17 protein-coding genes and 1 tRNA gene are annotated in these 17,988 nt (G+C 71.2%); 10 read left to right on the top strand and 8 right to left on the bottom strand.

Annotation, left to right across the window (positions count from 1 at the left end; genetic code table 11):
• Nucleotides 1–79 precede the first annotated feature (79 nt).
• A complete protein-coding gene (locus tag AB1K56_RS00145; RefSeq protein ID WP_371204035.1) occupies nucleotides 80–1,873 on the top strand; it encodes an ABC-F family ATP-binding cassette domain-containing protein in 1,794 nt (597 codons plus the stop codon).
• A gap of 58 nt (nucleotides 1,874–1,931) precedes the next feature.
• On the opposite strand, the gene AB1K56_RS00140 is transcribed toward AB1K56_RS00145, so the two are convergent.
• Together AB1K56_RS00140 and AB1K56_RS00135 are read right to left on the bottom strand one after the other, a co-directional pair.
• Nucleotides 1,932–2,444, bottom strand: coding sequence for a hypothetical protein (locus tag AB1K56_RS00140; RefSeq protein WP_371204034.1), 513 nt, complete (start codon nucleotides 2,442–2,444; stop codon nucleotides 1,932–1,934).
• Entirely contained in the window at nucleotides 2,441–2,893 is a 453-nt protein-coding gene (locus tag AB1K56_RS00135) for a MarR family winged helix-turn-helix transcriptional regulator (protein WP_371204635.1), read from the bottom strand. Before AB1K56_RS00135 ends, AB1K56_RS00140 begins: the two co-directional genes overlap by 4 nt.
• A 128-nt stretch (nucleotides 2,894–3,021) precedes the next feature.
• On the opposite strand from AB1K56_RS00135, the gene AB1K56_RS00130 reads away from it, so the two are divergent.
• From AB1K56_RS00130 to AB1K56_RS00100, 7 genes are all read left to right on the top strand, one after another.
• A tRNA-Gln gene (locus tag AB1K56_RS00130) sits at nucleotides 3,022–3,093 on the top strand.
• Between the two features lies 1 nt (nucleotide 3,094).
• Entirely contained in the window at nucleotides 3,095–4,543 is a 1,449-nt protein-coding gene (gene glmU, locus AB1K56_RS00125) for a bifunctional UDP-N-acetylglucosamine diphosphorylase/glucosamine-1-phosphate N-acetyltransferase GlmU (RefSeq protein ID WP_136586498.1), read from the top strand.
• Nucleotides 4,533–5,567: a ribose-phosphate diphosphokinase gene (locus AB1K56_RS00120; RefSeq protein ID WP_371204033.1), complete on the top strand. Its 1,035-nt coding sequence runs from the start codon at nucleotides 4,533–4,535 to the stop codon at nucleotides 5,565–5,567. Before glmU ends, AB1K56_RS00120 begins: the two co-directional genes overlap by 11 nt.
• A 364-nt stretch (nucleotides 5,568–5,931) precedes the next feature.
• Nucleotides 5,932–6,429, top strand: coding sequence for a hypothetical protein (locus AB1K56_RS00115; protein WP_371204032.1), 498 nt, complete (start codon nucleotides 5,932–5,934; stop codon nucleotides 6,427–6,429).
• 5 nt (nucleotides 6,430–6,434) lie between these two features.
• On the top strand, nucleotides 6,435–7,331 hold the full coding sequence (locus AB1K56_RS00110) for an FAD:protein FMN transferase (RefSeq protein WP_371204031.1): 897 nt from the start codon (nucleotides 6,435–6,437) through the stop codon (nucleotides 7,329–7,331).
• Nucleotides 7,332–7,362: 31 nt separating this feature from the next.
• Nucleotides 7,363–8,916, top strand: a complete 1,554-nt coding sequence (locus tag AB1K56_RS00105; protein ID WP_371204030.1) for an FAD-dependent oxidoreductase — start codon at nucleotides 7,363–7,365, stop codon at nucleotides 8,914–8,916.
• Nucleotides 8,917–8,959: 43 nt separating this feature from the next.
• On the top strand, nucleotides 8,960–9,970 hold the full coding sequence (locus AB1K56_RS00100; RefSeq protein WP_371204029.1) for a S41 family peptidase: 1,011 nt from the start codon (nucleotides 8,960–8,962) through the stop codon (nucleotides 9,968–9,970).
• 4 nt (nucleotides 9,971–9,974) lie between these two features.
• On the opposite strand, the gene AB1K56_RS00095 is transcribed toward AB1K56_RS00100, so the two are convergent.
• From AB1K56_RS00095 to AB1K56_RS00070, 6 genes are all read right to left on the bottom strand, one after another.
• The gene (locus AB1K56_RS00095; protein ID WP_371204027.1) at nucleotides 9,975–11,414 is read right to left on the bottom strand and encodes a sensor histidine kinase; all 1,440 of its coding nucleotides are present in this window, start codon (nucleotides 11,412–11,414) and stop codon (nucleotides 9,975–9,977) included.
• A gap of 110 nt (nucleotides 11,415–11,524) precedes the next feature.
• Nucleotides 11,525–12,259 carry a response regulator transcription factor gene (locus AB1K56_RS00090; RefSeq protein ID WP_264631701.1) on the bottom strand — a complete coding sequence of 245 codons (735 nt, stop codon included), beginning with the start codon at nucleotides 12,257–12,259 and terminating at the stop codon, nucleotides 11,525–11,527.
• Nucleotides 12,260–12,264: 5 nt separating this feature from the next.
• Nucleotides 12,265–12,690 (bottom strand): VanZ family protein, encoded by a 426-nt coding sequence (locus AB1K56_RS00085; RefSeq protein ID WP_371204026.1) that lies wholly within the window; start codon nucleotides 12,688–12,690, stop codon nucleotides 12,265–12,267.
• 50 nt (nucleotides 12,691–12,740) lie between these two features.
• The gene (gndA, locus tag AB1K56_RS00080) at nucleotides 12,741–14,336 is read right to left on the bottom strand and encodes an NADP-dependent phosphogluconate dehydrogenase (protein ID WP_371204025.1); all 1,596 of its coding nucleotides are present in this window, start codon (nucleotides 14,334–14,336) and stop codon (nucleotides 12,741–12,743) included.
• Between the two features lie 86 nt (nucleotides 14,337–14,422).
• The gene (locus AB1K56_RS00075; protein WP_371204024.1) at nucleotides 14,423–14,941 is read right to left on the bottom strand and encodes a gluconokinase; all 519 of its coding nucleotides are present in this window, start codon (nucleotides 14,939–14,941) and stop codon (nucleotides 14,423–14,425) included.
• A gap of 27 nt (nucleotides 14,942–14,968) precedes the next feature.
• The gene (locus AB1K56_RS00070; RefSeq protein ID WP_371204023.1) at nucleotides 14,969–15,664 is read right to left on the bottom strand and encodes a FadR/GntR family transcriptional regulator; all 696 of its coding nucleotides are present in this window, start codon (nucleotides 15,662–15,664) and stop codon (nucleotides 14,969–14,971) included.
• Nucleotides 15,665–15,808: 144 nt separating this feature from the next.
• Here AB1K56_RS00070 and AB1K56_RS00065 point away from each other — a divergent pair, with 144 nt between their 5' ends.
• On the top strand, nucleotides 15,809–17,197 hold the full coding sequence (locus tag AB1K56_RS00065) for a GntP family permease (RefSeq protein ID WP_136586488.1): 1,389 nt from the start codon (nucleotides 15,809–15,811) through the stop codon (nucleotides 17,195–17,197).
• The gene (locus AB1K56_RS00060; protein WP_371204022.1) at nucleotides 17,194–17,973 is read left to right on the top strand and encodes an SDR family oxidoreductase; all 780 of its coding nucleotides are present in this window, start codon (nucleotides 17,194–17,196) and stop codon (nucleotides 17,971–17,973) included. The genes AB1K56_RS00065 and AB1K56_RS00060 overlap by 4 nt, the downstream gene beginning before the upstream one ends.
• The last annotated feature ends 15 nt before the right edge of the window (nucleotides 17,974–17,988 follow it).

Genomic DNA, 17,988 nt, shown 5'->3' with positions numbered 1-17,988 from the left:
GCATCGCGTTCCCGCCCGCCGCAGTGCGGACCGGGCAGCGGATGCCGGGAGCCCGGCCACCGCGTAGCCTGGGACGGATATGGCACATCTGCTCGGGGGCGAAGCCCTGCACCTGGAATACCCGACCAAGGTCGTCTTCGACTCCGTCTCGCTCGGCGTGAACGAGGGCGATCGCATCGGCATCGTCGGCCGCAACGGCGACGGCAAGTCGAGCCTGCTCGGCATGCTCGCCGGCATCCGCGAGCCCGACGGCGGGCGCGTGACGGTGCGCGGCGGGGTGACCGTGGGGGTGCTCGACCAGCAGGACACCCTCGACGACGACGACACGATCGGCCACGCGGTGGTCGGTGACCGGCCCGAGCACGAGTGGGCGGGCGACGCCCGCACGCGCGACGTCATCGCGGGGCTTCTCGGCGACCTGCCGTGGGACGCGCGGCTCGGCGACCTGTCCGGAGGCCAGCGCCGCCGGGTCGCCCTCGCAAAGCTGCTGTCGGGCGACTGGGACGTGCTCTTCCTCGACGAGCCCACCAACCACCTCGACGTCGAGGCCATCACATGGCTCGCCGGACACCTCAAGAAGCGCTGGGCGCCGTCGGCCGGCGGACTGCTCGTCGTCACGCACGACCGGTGGTTCCTCGACGAGATCTGCAACACCACGTGGGAGGTGCACGACCGGATCGTCGAGCCCTTCGAGGGCGGGTACGCGGCCTACATCCTGCAGCGCGTCGAGCGCGACCGCCAGGCGGCATCCATCGAGCAGCGCCGACAGAACCTCGCCCGCAAGGAGCTCGCGTGGCTGCGCCGCGGAGCCCCGGCGCGCACCTCGAAGCCGAAGTTCCGCATCGACGCGGCCAACGAGCTCATCGCCGACGTGCCCGAGATCCGCGACAAGGTCGCGCTGCAGTCCCTCGCGGTCGCTCGCCTCGGCAAGGACGTGGTCGACCTGCTCGACGCGGGCGTCGCGTTCGGCGACAAGACGGTGCTGAGAGACGTCGAGTGGCGCATCGCGCCGGGGGAGCGCACCGGCATCCTGGGTGTGAACGGCGCCGGCAAGTCGACCCTGCTCAACCTCGTCACCGGGTCGCTCGAGCCGACGTCCGGGCGGGTCAAGCGCGGGAAGACCGTCAAGGTGGCCACGCTGAGCCAGCGGTTGGACGAACTGGACCAGCACCTGAACGACCCGGTGCGCGTGGTGATCTCCAACCTCCGCACCACCTACGCCTTCGGCACCGGATCGAAGGCCCAGGAATTGACTCCCGGGCAGCTGCTGGAGCGTCTCGGATTCTCGAGCGCCCAGCTCTCGACACCGGTCAAAGACCTCTCGGGTGGGCAGAAGCGCCGCCTGCAGCTGCTGCTCGTCATCCTCGACCAGCCCAACGTGCTCATCCTCGACGAGCCCACCAACGACCTCGACACCGACATGCTCGCGGCGATGGAAGACCTGCTCGACTCGTGGTCGGGCACCCTCATCGTCGTCTCGCACGACCGGTACTTCCTCGAGCGCGTCACCGACCAGCAGTACGCGATCCTCGACACGAAGCTCCGCCACCTCCCCGGGGGAGTCGACGAGTACCTGCGCCTGCGGGCGCTCCAGGATGCCGAGCCCTCCCGCCCCGCGGCATCCGGTGCTCCGACGACCCCCGCGGGCCTGCAGGGGGCCGATCTCCGCGCCGCGCAGAAGGAGGCTTCGGCCGCCGAGCGCAAGATCGAGAAGCTGCAGCAGCAGATCGATCGGGCCAAGGCCGCCCTCGCCGACCACGATCAGGCCGACTACGTCGGTCTCGGCAGGGAGATGGAACGCATCGGCGCGATGGAGGCGGAGCGCGACGAGCTCGAAGGGCGCTGGTTCGAACTGACCGAGGCGATCGGCTGACGCCGCCTCGCGGGAGACACCGGCGCGATCCCGCGCCGCGCGCGGTCGCCGCGGGCGGTCAGTGGATCGCGTACTCGAGGATGGCGATGAACACGCCGAGGCACGCGGTCGCGAACGCGCCGAGCAACCGCACGGGCAGGCGCGCACCACGGCGACGGTACGCGCTGTAGCCGAGCAGGCCGAGGACGACGAAGGTCGACAACATCGACAGGTCGGCGGCGTCGTCGATCGAGACGCCGGTCAGACCCGCCCACACGAGCACCAGCACCGACGGTACCGACGCGTAGAGCATCCCGGCCCCGTGACGCATGCCCTCGCGGGTGGCGTGGCGCAGGCCGTGGTCGGCGTGCTCGGTGAGGGTGTGCGCGAACACGTGCGCGATGAAGAAGACGATGAGCGAGGTCGACGCGCTCAGCAGCACCTCCCACACCGATTCGGCGTGGTCGTCGGCGATGGTGACGAAGGCCGCGAATACGATCAGGCCGTAGATCGCGGCGGGGGAGCGGAAACGCACGTCGAACCAGGCGCGCACGCGCGCCCACCGCGACGGGGTCGTGGTCGACGCGCTCACGCGTCGAACCCGAGGCTGAGCTTGCGCAACAGGGTCGCCAGGCGCTCGCGGTCGCTCTTGGCGAGGCCCTCCAGCAGCAGGGCCTCGGCGTCGACGAGGCGGGTGATCGCGGCATCCACCCGCACGCGTCCGTCGTCGGTCAGGGTCACGAGGATGCTCCGTCCGTCGCCGGGGTCCGCTTCGCGGCGCACGAAACGGCGGGCGACGAGCCGGTCGATGCGGTTGGTCATCGTTCCGCTCGAGACGAGGGTCTGCTGCAGCAACTGCTTGGGGCTCAGCTGGTACGGCTCGCCCGCGCGTCGCAGCGCCGACAGCACGTCCCACTCCCACGACTCGATGTCGCTGCGTCGGAAGGCCTCTTTGCGCGCGATGTCGAGGTGGCGTGAGAGGCGGGCGACGCGCGAGAGCACTTCGAGCGGCGAGAAGTCGAGGTCGGGTCGCTGCCGCATCCACGCGTCGACGATGCGGTCGACCTCGTCGCTGTCCCGGCTCACGGTCTCATTATGGCCTTCGCCGCCGCGCGGACCGTCGCGAGGGGGCGGTGTCTGGCAGACTTGACCGGTGCCCGCGGGCACGGTCCGCCGTGGTGTAACGGCAGCACGACAGCCTTTGGAGCTGTTAGGTCCAGGTTCGAATCCTGGCGGCGGAGCATGACATCACCGACCGAGTTGGCCGTCGTCGTCCTCGCTGCGGGTCAGGGCACCCGCATGCGGTCGCGTCTCCCCAAGGTGCTCCACCCGGTGGGCGGTCGACCGCTCGTCGGGCACGTGCTCGACACCGCGGCATCCCTCGATCCGGCGCGCATCGTCGTGGTCGTCCGGCACGAGCGCGAGCTCGTCGCCGAGACGGTCGCGGAGCTCGCTCCCGGCGTCGTCGTGGTCGACCAGGACGAGGTCCCGGGCACGGGGCGCGCGGTCGAGGCCGCCCTCGACGCGCTCGACGGGTTCGAGGGCGACGTGCTCGTGCTCAGCGCCGACGTGCCGCTGCTCGAGACCGGCACCCTGACCGAGCTTCTCGCCACGCACCGCACCGGCGGAACGGCGGTCACCCTGCTCAGCGCCCGTGTCGACCAGCCCTTCGGCTACGGCCGCATCCTGCGCGACGAGACCGACGGCGTGCGACGCATCGTGGAGCAGAAGGATGCCACGGCCGACGAGGCCGCGGTCACCGAGATCAACGTCGGCGTCTACGTCTTCCAGGCGGCACCGCTGCGCGCACAGCTCGCCCTCGTCGGCACGGCCAACGCGCAGGGCGAGAAGTACCTCACCGACGTGATCGGCCTCCTGCGCGACGCGCAGCTCGGGGTCGCGGCATCCGTCACCTCCGACGCCGCGGCCGCGCTCGGCGTGAACGACCGCGTGCAGCTGTCCGAGGCCGGACGCACGCTGAACGCCCGCACCGTGCGGCGGTGGCAGCTCGAGGGCGTCACGGTCGTCGACCCGGCGACGACCTGGATCGACGTCACCGCGACGCTCGCCCCCGACGTGACGATCCTGCCGAACACGCACGTGCGCGGGGCCACGGTCATCGCCGCGGGCGCGACCATCGGTCCCGACACCAGCCTCGTGGACTGCGAGATCGGCGAGGACGCCACCGTCACCCGCACCGACGGCACGCTCGCGGTCGTCGAGGCCGGCGCGACGGTGGGCCCGTTCGCCTACCTCCGTGCGAACGCGCGGGTCGGCGTCAACGGAAAGGTCGGAACCTTCGTCGAGGTGAAGAACTCCTCGATCGGCGAGGGCAGCAAGGTCCCGCACCTGTCGTACATCGGCGACACCGAGATCGGGCGCGGGGTCAACCTCGGCGCCGGCGCGATCACCGCGAACTACGACGACATCGCCAAGCACCGCACGGTGATCGGCGACGAAGTGCACAGCGGATCGCACAACGTCTTCGTGGCGCCGGTTACGATTGGAGCCGGTGCCAAGACGGGTGCCGGGGCGGTGATCCGCAAGGACGTTCCGGCCGGTGCTCTGGCGCTCAGCGTGTCCCCCCAGCGCAACATCGAGGGGTGGGTCGAGAAGAACCGACCGGGCACCGCGGCGGCCGACGTGGCCGCGCGGGCTCGGGCTGAACAGGAAGCGGCCGATGGCTCGTAAGAAGAATCGTGTAGACCTCGACCGCGACAACGGGATCGCCCCCGGACTCGTCGCCAAGACCAAGAAGCGGCTCGTCGTCGCCTCGGGCCGCTCGCACACCGAGCTGGCCGCGCAGGTCGCCCAGCACCTGGGGACCGAGCTGGCCCCCACCGAGCACCGCACCTTCGCCTCGGGCGAGATCTACACCCGCTTCGAGGTGTCGATCCGCGGATGCGATGTGTTCGTCGTGCAGTCCTTCGGCCCGCCCGTGAACGAGTGGCTCATGGAGCTGCTCATCATGCTCGACGCCCTCAAGCGCGCCTCGGCCAAGCGCATCACGGTCGTCGCCCCGTACTTCCCGTACTCGCGTCAGGACAAGAAGGGCCGCGGTCGCGAGCCGATCAGCGCGCGCCTCGTCGCCGACCTGCTCAAGACCGCGGGCGCCGACCGCATCATGAGCGTCGATCTGCACGCCGCGCAGATCCAGGGCTTCTTCGACGGCCCCGTCGACCACCTCTTCGCCAAGCCCGTGCTGCTCGAGCACTTCGAGCAGGGCTTGACCGGTGAAGACCGCGAGACCCTGACCGTCGTCTCTCCCGACATGGGCCGCGTGCGCGTCGCCGACACCTGGTCCGACAGCCTCGGCGCGCCGCTCGCGATCATCCACAAGCGCCGCGACCCGAAGGTCGCGAACCAGGTCTCGGTGCACGAGATCGTCGGTGACGTGAACGGCCGCACCTGCCTCCTCGTCGACGACATGATCGACACCGGCGGAACGATCCAGAAGGCCGCGCAAGCCCTCAAGGCCTCCGGCGCCCGCAAGGTCATCGTCGCCGCGACCCACGCGATCTTCAGCGACCCCGCGACCGAGCGTCTGCAGGATGCCGCGATCGACCAGGTCGTCGTGACCGACACGGTTCCGATCCCCGAGGAGCGCCGTTTCGAGCGGCTCGAGATCCTCCCGATCGCGCCGCTGCTCGCGCGCGCGATCCACGAGGTCTTCGAGGACGGCTCGGTCACGAGCATGTTCGGCGGCGACGCCTGAGCGCTTATCCTGCCCTCCCGTGACGCAGCCGTCTCCCCCTCGGGAGGCGGCTGCGCCCGTTCTCCGGCCGGCCGAGGGCGTGAGCCGGCGCGGTCCGCGGTGCGGGCGTGGGGTCGTGTCCGGTTCCGGTCTCGATGCCGGCGCAGCCGCGCGCTCCGCGCGTGCCGTCGTGCGGAGTCCGCCGCGACACGCCGTCTCCGGATGCCGCGGCGCGGCGTGTCGAGTGGGATCTCCGCAGGACGGTCGGGGGGACGGCCCGCCCTCGCTCATAGCCCGCACAAAACAATGAACCGGGGAGCGGTGAAGGTCGTGTCCCTACCGTGAGTACGAACGCGCCGCGAGGCACGACCGAAGGAGGACCCTCATGATCCGCACCACAGCCGTACCCCGTCCCGTCCGCGTCAGCACCGCCCTGCTGGGCGTCGCCGGCATCGTCACCCTCGCCGGGTGCTCGACGGGCGCGTCCGACGCCGCCGCTCCCGCCCCGGCCGAGACGACGACCGCGCCCACCGCGTCGTCGGCCCCGAGCACGAGTGCCTCGGATTCCACGAGCTCCGCCTCCGGCACCTACACGGACGGCACCTACGAGGCGACGGGGCAGTACTCCACCCCCGAGAGCGTCGAGACGATCGACGTGACCCTCACGATCGCCGGCGACACCGTCACCGCGGTCGAGGTGACCGGCGACCCGCAGGCGGCCGAGTCGAAGCGCTACCAGAGCGAGTTCATCGGCGGCATCCGAGACGAGGTCGTGGGCAAGAAGCTCGACGAGATCTCGGTGAGCAAGGTCGCGGGATCGTCGCTGACGAGCGGCGGCTTCAACAAGGCGGTCGACACGATCAAGACCGAGGCCAAGGCCTGACCGACATGAGCATTCCGACCGCGACGGGTTCCACCTGGACCTTCGACGCGATCGGCACGTCGTGGGCGATCGATTCGGCCGCTCCGCTGCCGTCGATCGCCCGCGACGCGGTCTCCGCCGTGATCGAGCGCTTCGACCGCGCGTGGTCGCGCTTCCGCGACGACTCGCTCGTGACGGCCCTCGCGGAGGGGCGCACGGCATCCGTCGCCCTGCCCGTCGAGACGGACGCGGACACGGATGCGGATGCGATGTTCTCGCTGTACGACGAGCTCGACCGGGCGACCGCCGGCGCGGTGAACCCCCTCGTCGGAGACTCCCTCGCCCGACTCGGTTACGACGCCCGCCTCACCCTCGCGCCCCGGGGGGACGCCCGCCCGGCCGCCGCGTGGCGCGACGTGCTGTCGTGGTCGGACGGAGAGCTCGCGCTCGCCCGCCCGGCGACGGTGGACGTCGGCGCCGTGGGCAAGGGGCGGCTCGTCGACCTCGTGCTCGCGGCCCTGGCCCCGCTCGTCGACGGCGACCTCGTCGTCGACGCCTCGGGAGACCTCGCGGTGCGCGGGGCGGCCGTGCGGATCGGTCTCGAGCACCCCTACGACCCCACGCGCGCGATCGGAGTGGTCACGGTCGAGAACGCGGCGCTGTGCGCCTCGGCGATCAACCGTCGAGCCTGGGGCGACGGGCTGCACCACGTCCTCGACGCCCGCACCGGTGTCCCCGTCCGCGCGTACGCGGCGACCTGGGCGCTCGCCGACACCGCGATGCGCGCCGACGCCCTCGCCACGGCGCTGTTCTTCGACGGAGGGCCCGAGCTCGCGGCATCCTGGAACGCGCCCTGGGTACGCATGAGCACCGACGGGCGCGTCGAATGGTCGCCCGGTTTCCCGGGCGAGATCTTCTCCTGACCCTCTTCACCCCTCGGAAGGGATCCCTGTCATGAGCACCACGCTCACCGCCGGTTCGACCCGCGTGCTCGGCGTGATCGGCCGCGTCTCGATGTACCGCTTGATCCTGTCGTCGCTGGGGCTGCTCGCCGTCATCGCCCTCGTGCTCTCGTTCGCGGGGCTCGTCGTGCCCGACCCGCTCGAACTGGTCGTGAGCGCCGTCGTGCTGGTCGCCGCGTGCGCGGTGACCGATCTCGTCGCGCAGGGCCTGCTCCGCTCCCCGCGCCGCCTCGAGTCCTCGCTCATCACGGCAGCGATCCTGCTGTTCGTCCTGCGCCCCACCGTCGAGCCGCTCGGGCTGGCCGGTCTCGCCCTGGCCGGGGTGGTGGCATCCGGATCGAAGTACCTGCTCGCGTGGCGCGGGCGCCACCTCTTCAACCCCGCCGCGACCGGCGCCAGCGTGCTGACGATCGTGAGCATCTGGGCTCCCGACCTGGGGTCTTCGGCGTGGTGGGTGGGTTCGCCGTGGCTGGCCGCCCCGGTGATCGTGCTGGGCGTCCTGCTGCTCCTGCGTACCGACAAACTCCCGATCGTCACGACGTTCTGGATCGTGGCGATGGCGGTCGCGTTCACACGCACGACGATCCAGTTCACGGCGGCCGGCTTCCCGGTCGACGTGCCGGCGGTGCTGCTGCAGGTGGCGTTCTCGTCGCCCTTCCTCTTCCTCGGTGCGTTCATGCTGTCGGAGCCGCTGACCCTGCCCCCGCGGCGCGCCCAGCAGATCGTCGTGGCCGTGGTCGTCGGCATCCTGGCCGGCTGGCCCCTCCCGATCGGCGACATCACGCTCGGCCAGGAGCGCGCCCTGCTGGTGGGCAACCTCGTGGCGTTCCTGTTCTGCCTGCGGCAGGCGGTGCGTCTGCGCGTCGAGCGTCGACGCGATCTGACCCCCACGGTGCGCGAACTCACGTTCCACGCGGCGCGTCCCTTCTCGTTCGCGCCCGGCCAGTACCTCGAACTCGACGTACCGCATCGCCGCCCCGACCGTCGCGGCACGCGGCGCGAATTCTCGATCGCCTCGGCCCCCGAAGACCTGCCCGAGGTGCGCATCGCCTACAAGGACGGGTCGCAGTCGTCGTACAAGCGCGCCCTCGCCGCCGTCGAACAGGGCTCGACGCTCGCGGTCACGGGGGTGTGGGGGGACTTCGTGCTGCCCGCGCGTCCGACCACGCCGGTGCTCCTGGTGGCCGCCGGTATCGGCGTGACCCCGTTCGTCGCGCAGCTGCGCCACCTCGTCGCCTCCGGCCAGGAGCGCGACGCGGTGCTGGTGTACGTCGTCTCGGAGGCGGCGGAGCTCGCCTTCCGCGACGACATCGCCGCCAGCGGCATCCCGGTCGTCGTCTTCTCGCGCGACGAGCCGCGAGACCTCCCGTCGGGCTGGACGTGGGCAGGACCGGAGCGGGTGGATGCCGAGGCGCTCGTCCGCGTCGTCCCCGACCTCGCCGAGCGCGCGGCCTACGTCTCGGGTCCGCCGCGGCTGATCTCGGCGCTGTCGCCGGCGCTCGCGAAGGCGAAGTCGCTGACGACGGACGCCTTCGCGGGGTACTGACCCGCGGGTGGCGGTACGGGACGGGGTCGACGAGAGTGGGGGGATGGATCCCCGCGCCGCCGACCCTGCCCGAACCGCGACGCGCGCCCGCCGTCGACTCGTCGTCGCGGCGATCCCCGCACTCGCGGCGGTGGTGCTCGGCGGATGCGTCTCGTCAACCGACGACGACGTCGCCGCCTACGTCGACCGCGCGATCACCGAGATGCGCGACGGCCTCCACGGCGACACCCCCGAGTTCGAGGATGCCGTCGCGGCGGCCTCGACCGAGCTGAAGGCTCGCGAGACGATCGACGACACCCATGCCGGCCTCGCAGATCTCGCGGTGGCGGCGGGCGGCATCCATTCGTTCTTCCTCACCCCCGCGGAGGTCGCCGCGTGGCAGTCGGTGGATCAGCCGGGGGCGACGTTCCCGGTGCCGTCGGTGTCGACCTTCGACGGGATCTCGACCGTCACCCTTCCGTCGTTCAGAGGCCAGTCCGCCGAGGCCATGGAACGCTATCGGTCCGCGGGGCTGTCGGCGATGAGGCGGGCGAGCGAGGCCACCAGCTGCGGGTGGATCGTCGACCTGCGCACGAACGGCGGGGGCGACGCCTGGCCCATGCTCGCCGTCGCGGCCCCGCTCCTCGACGACGGCGACGTCGTGGGTCTGCGTTCGCGAGAGGGTGAGACGGCGTGGGCGCGGATCGAGGACGGCGGTGTCGTTGCGACGCCCGGAGGGCCGGGCACCGAGACGCCGGGCGGCTTCACGATCGACGCTCCCGTCGCCCTGCTGACGTCGACGGCCACCGCGAGCGCCGCCGAGATCGTCGCGATAGCCTTCGCCGGCCAGACCGACACCGTGCGGGTGGGGGCTCCGACCGCCGGGCTGACCACGGGGAACGAGATCCGCGAGCTCAGCGACGGGGCCTGGCTGGTGCTGACCACCTCGTACGACGTCGACGGCACGGGCCGCGTGTACGACGGCCCCCTCGAGCCCGACGTCGTCGCCCCGCCGGGTAGCGTCCCGAGCGACCTCGAACGCGCGCGCGACGCGCTGCGCGCGCGCTGCACCTGACGCGTCACACCGGGTCGGCGGGCTTCGCGGGCAGGCGCACCTCGAAGGTCGTGTCGCCGGGGGCGCTGCGCACGGTGATCGTTCCATTGTGCGCGTCGACGATCGCGCGGGCGATCGAGAGCCCCAGGCCCGTGCCGCCGGTCTTGCGGTCGCGCGAGCGGTCGGCGCGCGCGAAGCGCTCGAACAGCTGCGAGGCCACGGAGGGGTCGATGCCGGGACCGTCGTCGTGCACGCGCAGCACCGCTTCCGAGCCCTCGTGCGCCACCGAGACGGTCACGGTGCTGCCGGCGGGGGTGTGGGTGCGGGCGTTGGCGAGCAGGTTCGCGATCACCTGGTGGAGTCGCGAGGCATCGCCGGCGAGTTCGACGGGCTCGTCGGGGACGTCGATGCCCCAGGAGTGATCGGGGCCGGCCGGGCGCGCATCTCTCACGGCTTCGACGGCGAGCTGCGTGAGGTCCACCGAGCCGTAGACGAGCTCCTGCCCCTCGTCGAGCCGGGCGAGCAGCAGCAGGTCTTCGACGAGCGTGGTCATGCGCAGCGACTGCGCCTGGATCCGCTCGAGCGACTGCTCCGTCGTCTCGACCGCGAGGGCGGTGCGCTGGCGGCTCTCATCGTCCTGCGCCTGCCGCATCGCGCGCAGCGACAGCTCGCTGAACCCGCGGATGGATGCCAGGGGCGTGCGCAGCTCGTGACTGGCATCCGCCACGAATCGGCGCATCAGCTCCTCGTTGCGCTGGCGGGCGGTGAGCGAGGCGTCGACGCGGTCGAGGAGGGTGTTCAGGGCGAGGCCGACCTGTCCGATCTCGGTGTGGTCGTCGACCTGCTCGGCGGGGACGCGCTCGGTGATCGAGACGTCGCCCTGGTCCATGCGCAGCGAGGCGACGCGCGTGGCGGTCTCGGCGACCGCGCGGAGGGGGCGCAGACCGAGACGGATGACGATGGCGATGACGACGGCGAGCAGGAGCAGGCCGCCGGCCGTGACCAGCGCCACGGTGGTCAGGATCGACCCGATGTACCCGGTGACCGTCGACAGCGGCAGTCCCACGAGGAACACCCCGTCGCCGCCGGGGGTGCGGTAGGAGCGCACCAGGTACTCGCCGAGGTTGGGGAGATCGACCGTCTGATTGGACGTGTCGGCGGACTGCAGGGAGTCGGCGATCCCGCTCAGGTCGTCGGCCGTGAGCGCGCGCGTCTGCCCGTCGGCGACGACCGCGCCCGTGATCGTCGAGCGCGAGTTCATCACCAGCAGGGTGCCCGGCTCGCGGGGGCCCGACTCGAGCACGTCCTCGGCGGTGTTCTGGAACGCGATCCGCGACTGCACCGCCGACGCGGCATCCGTCACCGAGGCGTCGAGGTTGTAGTACAGGATCTGGCTGAGGATCGCGCTGGTGGAGATGCCGATCATCACGAGGATGAACGCCACCATTCCGATGACCGCCGTCATCAAGCGCGCCTGCAGCGTCCAGGGCCGGCGCCGCAGGCGCTGCAACCGGGTTTCGGCGGAGGGCGCGGGCGCGGCAGGGGGGACCGGCGGGGCCGGCCGCGGGGGCAGGGTCACTGGGGGGCTTTGATCATGTAGCCGACGCCGCGGACGGTGTGGATGAGCGGTTCGTTGCCGGCGTCGATCTTCTTGCGCAGGTACGAGATGTACAGCTCGACGACGCTGGAGCGGCCGCCGAAGTCGTAGTTCCAGACGCGGTCGAGGATCTGCGCCTTCGACACGACGCGGCGCTGGTTGCGCATGAGGAAGCGCAGCAGCTCGAACTCCGTCGCGGTCAGCTCGATCTCTTTGTCGCCGCGCACGACCTCGTGGCTGTCCTCGTTGAGCGACAGGTCGCCCACGCGCAGGATCGGCTCGGAGTCGCGGGTGAGGGCGGTGCCCGCCCGACGCATCAGGCCGCGCAGGCGTGCCACGACCTCTTCGAGGCTGAAGGGCTTGGTGACGTAGTCGTCGCCGCCCGCGGTGAGGCCGGCGACGCGGTCGGCCACGGCGTCCTTTGCCGTGAGGAAGAGCACGGGCACGTCGTTGCCCGAGTGACGCAGGCGCTGCAGCACGGCCATTCCGTCGAGGTCGGGCATCATGATGTCGAGCACCATGGCATCCGGTTCGAAATCGCGGGCGGCTGAGAGCGCGTCGAACCCGGAGCCGGCGGTCTTCACCTCCCAGCCCTCCATGCGCAGGGCCATCGACAGCAGGTCGGTGAGCATCTGCTCGTCGTCGACGACGAGCACGCGCAGCGCGCTCCCGTCGGGGCGGGTGAAGGCGGGGGCGGCGGCGGTCGCGGTCATGGAACTCATTGTGCGCTCGTATCTATGAGCTTTCTATGGCGCGGCTTATGGGATTCCTGAGAACGCGCGATCCGGCGGCTGAGCACTGTCGCCAGGCCGACTCCGAGGGCCGCTCCCAGCGTGTTCGCGACCACGTCGCGCACGTCGGCGACCCGGGTCGGCAGGAACAGCAGCTGGATCGTCTCGATCGACGCGCTCACGACCATCCCCGCCAGGATCCCCTGCCACCAGGGGCGGCGCCACGCGACCGCCAGCACCCCCAGCGGGGCGAACATCAGCACGTTCGCCGCGAACTCCACCCCGTCGAAGGTGACCCACGCCGTGACGGGCCACGACGCCAGGGCGCGCAGGACGCCGTGCAGGATGCCGCCCACCCGGTCGTCGTAGATCGAGGGGCGCAGTGTCATCCACCACACCGCGAACGCGTACACGCACGAGGCGGCGACGAGCAGTGCCCGTCGCCGCCTCGCCCGACCGATGGTCAGTGGGTGTCTTCCGCCTCGATCTCGGTGCGATCGCCCGACCAGAGGGTGTGGAAGGTGCCCTCCTTGTCGATGCGGCGGTAGGTGTGCGCGCCGAAGAAGTCGCGCTGGCCCTGGATGAGCGCGGCCGGCAGACGCTCGGCGCGCAGGCCGTCGTAGTACGCCAGCGACGAGCTGAAGGCGGGGGCGGGGATGCCGCTCGCCGCCGACAGCGAGACGATGTGGCGCCAGGCGTCCTGGGCGCGGCCGAGGGCCTCGACGAAGTACGGGGCGGTCAGCAGCACGGGCAGTTCGGCCTCGGCGTCGTACGCCTCGGCGATGCGGTTGAGGAACTGCGCGCGGATGATGCAGCCGCCGCGCCAGATCTTCGACACCGCGCCGAGGTCGATGTTCCAGTCGTACTGCGCGGCGCCCGCGCGGATCTCGTCGAAGCCCTGCGAGTAGGCGACGATCTTCGAGGCGTACAGCGCCAGGCGCACCTGCTCGATGAACGCGTCGGCATCCTCGCCCGAGAGCACGTCGGTGCCGGAGGGGCCGGGGAGCTCGCGCGAGACCTCGCGCTGCTCGGGGTGGCTCGACAGCGACCGGGCGAAGGTCGCCTCGGCGATGCCCGAGACCGGCACGCCCAGATCGAGGGCGGTCTGTACGGTCCACGCTCCGGTGCCCTTGGCGCCGGCCTGGTCGAGGATGACGTCGATGAGGGGCTTGCCGGTGTCGGCGTCGGTCTGACGCAGCACCTCGGCGGTGATCTCGATGAGGTACGACTCCAGCTCGCCACGGTTCCACTCTGCGAACACGTCGGCGATCTCGGCGGGGGTCTTGCCCGTGGCACGGCGGATGAGGTCGTAGGCCTCGGCGATGAGCTGCATGTCGGCGTACTCGATGCCGTTGTGCACCATCTTCACGAAGTGACCCGCGCCGTCGTGGCCGACGTGCGTGACGCACGGCTCGCCCTCGGCGACCGCGGCGATCGACTTCAGGATCGGGCCGAGCGTGGCCCAGGCTTCGTCGGAGCCGCCGGGCATGATCGAGGGGCCGCGCAGGGCTCCCTCTTCGCCGCCCGAGACGCCCATGCCGACGAAGTTGATGCCCGTGTCGCGCACGGCCTTCTCGCGGCGGATGGTGTCGGTGAACAGCGCGTTGCCACCGTCGACGATGATGTCGCCGGGCTCGAAGACCTTGACGAGCTCGTCGATGACGAAGTCGGTGGGGCGACCGGCCTTGACCATGATGATCGCGGTGCGCGGCTTCGACAGCGAGGCGGCGAAGTCCTCGTACGAGAACGACGCGACGAAGTTCGCCTCGGGGTGCTGCTCGAGCACGTGATCGGTCTTGTCCTTGCTGCGGTTGAAGATCGCGACCGTGTTGCCCTCGCGGCTGGCGAGGTTGCGGGCGAGGTTCGAGCCCATGACGGCCAGGCCGACGACGCCGATGTTGGCGCGGCCGTCGCCCTCGCCGGCGGGACGCGAGCCCGCGTCAGCGGTGGGGCGGTCCACCTCTTCGATGCCGGGGGCGCCCTCGTGCACCTGTGCGGCCTGGTGCGGGGCCTGGTCCTGATCGTTCGAGGGGCCGGTCGGGGGAGTGGTCGACGTCATGCGTTGCTCCGTATTCAGGTGCGAAGGGGGTGGGCGGGCTCACGCGGGCCGCCTCCGTCACTTTATCGGCTCGGCCCGCGTGTGGTTCAGGATGGGGTGTGCGTGAGCTGGAGGCGGTCGACGACCTCCTGCACCTGCTCACCCGGGGTCAGGTCGAGGTCGACGCGGATCGCCTGCTCGTCGGCATCCGGCATCTCCAGCGTCTCGAACTGCGACGTCAGCAGCGACGGCGGCATGTAGTGCCCCTGGCGGCGCAGCAGGCGCTCGAGCACGAGCTTCGGGTCGCCCATCAGCAGGACGAAGGTCACGTCGTCGCGCCGCAGCACGTCGCGATAGCTCCGCTTGAGCGCGGAGCACGTGACGATCCCGGGCCGCCCGGCGGCGATCTGCCCGTCGATCCATCCCGCGACCCGATCGAGCCAGGGCCAGCGGTCGTCGTCGTTCAGCGCGTGACCGGAGGCCATCTTCGCGACGTTCTCGGCGGGGTGCAGGTCGTCGCCCTCTTGGAAGTCCCACCCGAGGCGACCGGCGAGCATGCCGGCGACGGTGGACTTGCCGGTGCCGGCGGGGCCCATGAACACGAGGACGGGGACAGGGACGGTCATGGCTTCTCTCTTCGTCGGGGGAAGGGGTCAGATGGTCAGGCGGACTTCGCTGAGGACGGCCGCGACGTACCGTCGCGTGTGCTCCTCGGCGGCGTCGGCGTCGGCCCGGGCGATCGCGGCGGCCGTCGCCACGTGGTTGTCGAGCGCGTCGGGGTTCGGGATGCCGGGCGTCAGGCCGTGCATCGCGCGTCCCTCGATCGCGGCGGCGATGGGGGCTCGTGCCGCCGCGAGCATGAGGTTGCCGCTGGAGAGCAGGATCAGGTCGTGGAAGGCGATGTCGGCGGCGAGGTAATCGGGGGAGTTTCCGAGGCCCGCGGCTCCGAGCCGGTCGAGTTCCTCGGCGAGGCGGAGGATCTCGCCGCGCTGCAGGTCGGTCGCGCGGCGGGCGCTGAGGCGCGCGGCCACGGGCTCGATCGCGGCGCGCAGCTCGGTCGTGTTGACGATCAGTTGGTCGCGGCGCCGCCCGGCCAGCTGCCAGCCGATCAGCCGGGTGTCCAGGGCGCTCCAGTCGACGGCCGGGCGCACGGTGATCCCGACGCGGCGGCGCTGCTCGAGCATGCCCATGGCCTCGAGCACGCGCACGGCCTCGCGTACAACGGTCCGCGAGACGGCGTACTCCTCCTCGAGGGCGGCGAGGGTCAGCACGTGACCGGCGGGGAGGTCGCCGTCGACGACCCGCATGCCGATGGCATCCACCAGCGATCCGTGTGAGGCGCGGGCCATGACCCCTCCTTAGGTCGGTTGATACGACCTTATCTTGTCAAAAATATGATCATTATGTGAAGATGCCGTGACCGCCCCGGCGGACGCACGGCGTTCACAGCATGCCCCACCCCGCGTCCGACCGGCTGAATCAACGGAGATCTCTTGGACGACTGGACCCAGACACTCGGCACGGCGCCCCTGCTCGCCATCGCCGCGGGCGCGATCGCGCTCATCCTCGTGCTCATCATCTGGCTGAAGGTGCACGCCTTCCTCGCGCTCATCATCGTGTCGCTCGTGACGGCGTTCGTCGCCGGCATCCCGGTGTCGACGATCGTGACGACCCTGACCGGAGGATTCGGAGGAACCCTCGGCACGGTCGCGCTGCTCGTCGCGCTCGGGGCGATGCTCGGCCGCCTCATCGAGCACTCCGGCGGCGCGCAATCGCTCGCCGAGACGTTCGTGCGGGTGTTCGGCGAGAAGCGGGCGCCCTTCGCGCTCGGCATCGTTTCGCTCATCCTCGGCTTCCCGATGTTCTTCGATGCCGGCCTGGTGATGATGCTCCCCATCATCTTCGCGATCGCCCGCCGCGTCTCGGGCAACAACGTGCTGCTGTTCGGCCTCCCGGCCGCCGCCGCCTTCTCGGTCATGCACGTCTTCCTGCCGCCGCACCCCGGTCCCGTCACCGCGAGCGGTCTGTACGGCGCCAACCTCGGTCTCGTCCTCATCGTCGGCCTGCTCATCGCGTTCCCGATCTGGTACCTCTCGGGTTACCTCTGGGGCAAGTTCATCGCGAAGCGCATCGTGCTGCCGGTCCCCGCGCTCTTCGGCGACGTCGACGCCGACCAGCCCGCCAACCCGCCCAAGCCGCTCACGGTCATCGCCGTGCTGCTGCTGCCGATGCTGCTCATCTTCCTCAACACGGGTCTCACGACCCTCGGCGCCGCCGGCGTCGTCCCCACCGACAACACGCTCGTGCAGGTGCTCATCCTGCTCGGCAACTCGCCCGTCGCCCTGCTCATCACCGTGCTGGTGGCCACCGTCGTGTTCGGCTTCCGCCGCGGCGAGAACGGCACGGCGCTCGAGAAGGTCGTCGACTCGGCCCTCGGCCCGGTCTGCTCGGTCATCCTCATCACCGGCGCCGGCGGCATGTTCGGAGCCGTGCTGCGCGCGTCGGGGATCGGCGATGCGCTCGCCGACAGCCTGAGCGACCTCGGACTGCCGGTCATCGTCGCCGCGTACATCATCGCCGTGATCCTTCGCCTGGCCCAGGGCTCGGCGACCGTCGCCCTCGTCACCGCCGCGGGCCTCGCCGCCCCGGCCGTCATGGCGGGCGACTTCTCGCCGCTGCAGGTCGTCGCCATCACCCTGGCCACGGCGGCCGGATCCGTCTTCGCCGGTCACGTCAACGACTCCGGCTTCTGGCTCGTCGGTCGCCTGATGGGCATGGACGTCAAGACCACGCTGAAGACGTGGACCGTGCAGCAGGCGATCGAGTCGGTGCTCGGCTTCCTCGCCGCGCTGCTCGTCTTCGGCATCGGAGCCCTCCTGTGAACGGCGCGAACGCCGACCTGTTCGACGTCTCGGACCGCCTCGCCCTGGTCACGGGGTCGTCCCGCGGCCTCGGTCGGGCGCTCGCCCTGACGCTCGCGCGCGGGGGAGCCCGGGTCGTCGTGCACGGACGCGACGCGGCCGCCGTCGAAGCCACCCGCGCCGAGGCCGAGGAGCTGTCGGGCCGTCCCGCGCACGCGGTCACGTTCGATGTGACGGATGCCGCGGCGGTCGAGTCCGCGGTGGGCGAGCTGCTCGCGCAGGTGGGCGTCCCCGACATCCTCGTCAACAACGCCGGGGTGCAGCGCCGTGCGCCGATCCACGAGTTCGCCGTCTCCGACTGGGACGACATCGTCGCGGCCAACCTCTCCGGGGTGTTCTACGTCTCGCGCTTCGTCACGCCCGCGATGGTCGCGCGCGGCTCGGGCAAGATCGTCAACGTCGCCTCGGTGCAGTCGCGCCTCGCGCGCCAGACGATCGCGCCCTACTCGGCGACGAAGGGCGGCGTCGCGCAGCTGACCGCGGGGATGGCCGCCGACCTCGCGCGCTTCGGCATCCAGGTCAACGCCCTCAGCCCGGGGTACTTCGCGACCGAGATGAACCGCGACCTGGTCGACGACCCCGACTTCACGCGCTGGTTGACCCAGCGCACGCCGGCCGCGCGCTGGGGGGACTTCGACGAGCTGCGGGGAGCCCTGCTGTTCCTCGCCTCCGACGCGTCGAGCTTCGTCTCGGGACAGAACATCTTCGTCGACGGCGGGATGACGGCGGTCGTCTGACCGCGGAGAGGATGC

This window comes from Microbacterium sp. BWR-S6Y (genome assembly GCF_041379845.1).
Classification (GTDB): domain Bacteria; phylum Actinomycetota; class Actinomycetes; order Actinomycetales; family Microbacteriaceae; genus Microbacterium; species Microbacterium hydrothermale.
Note: the sequence above shows the minus strand (reverse complement) of the source record. Positions and strands in the feature narration are given on the sequence as shown.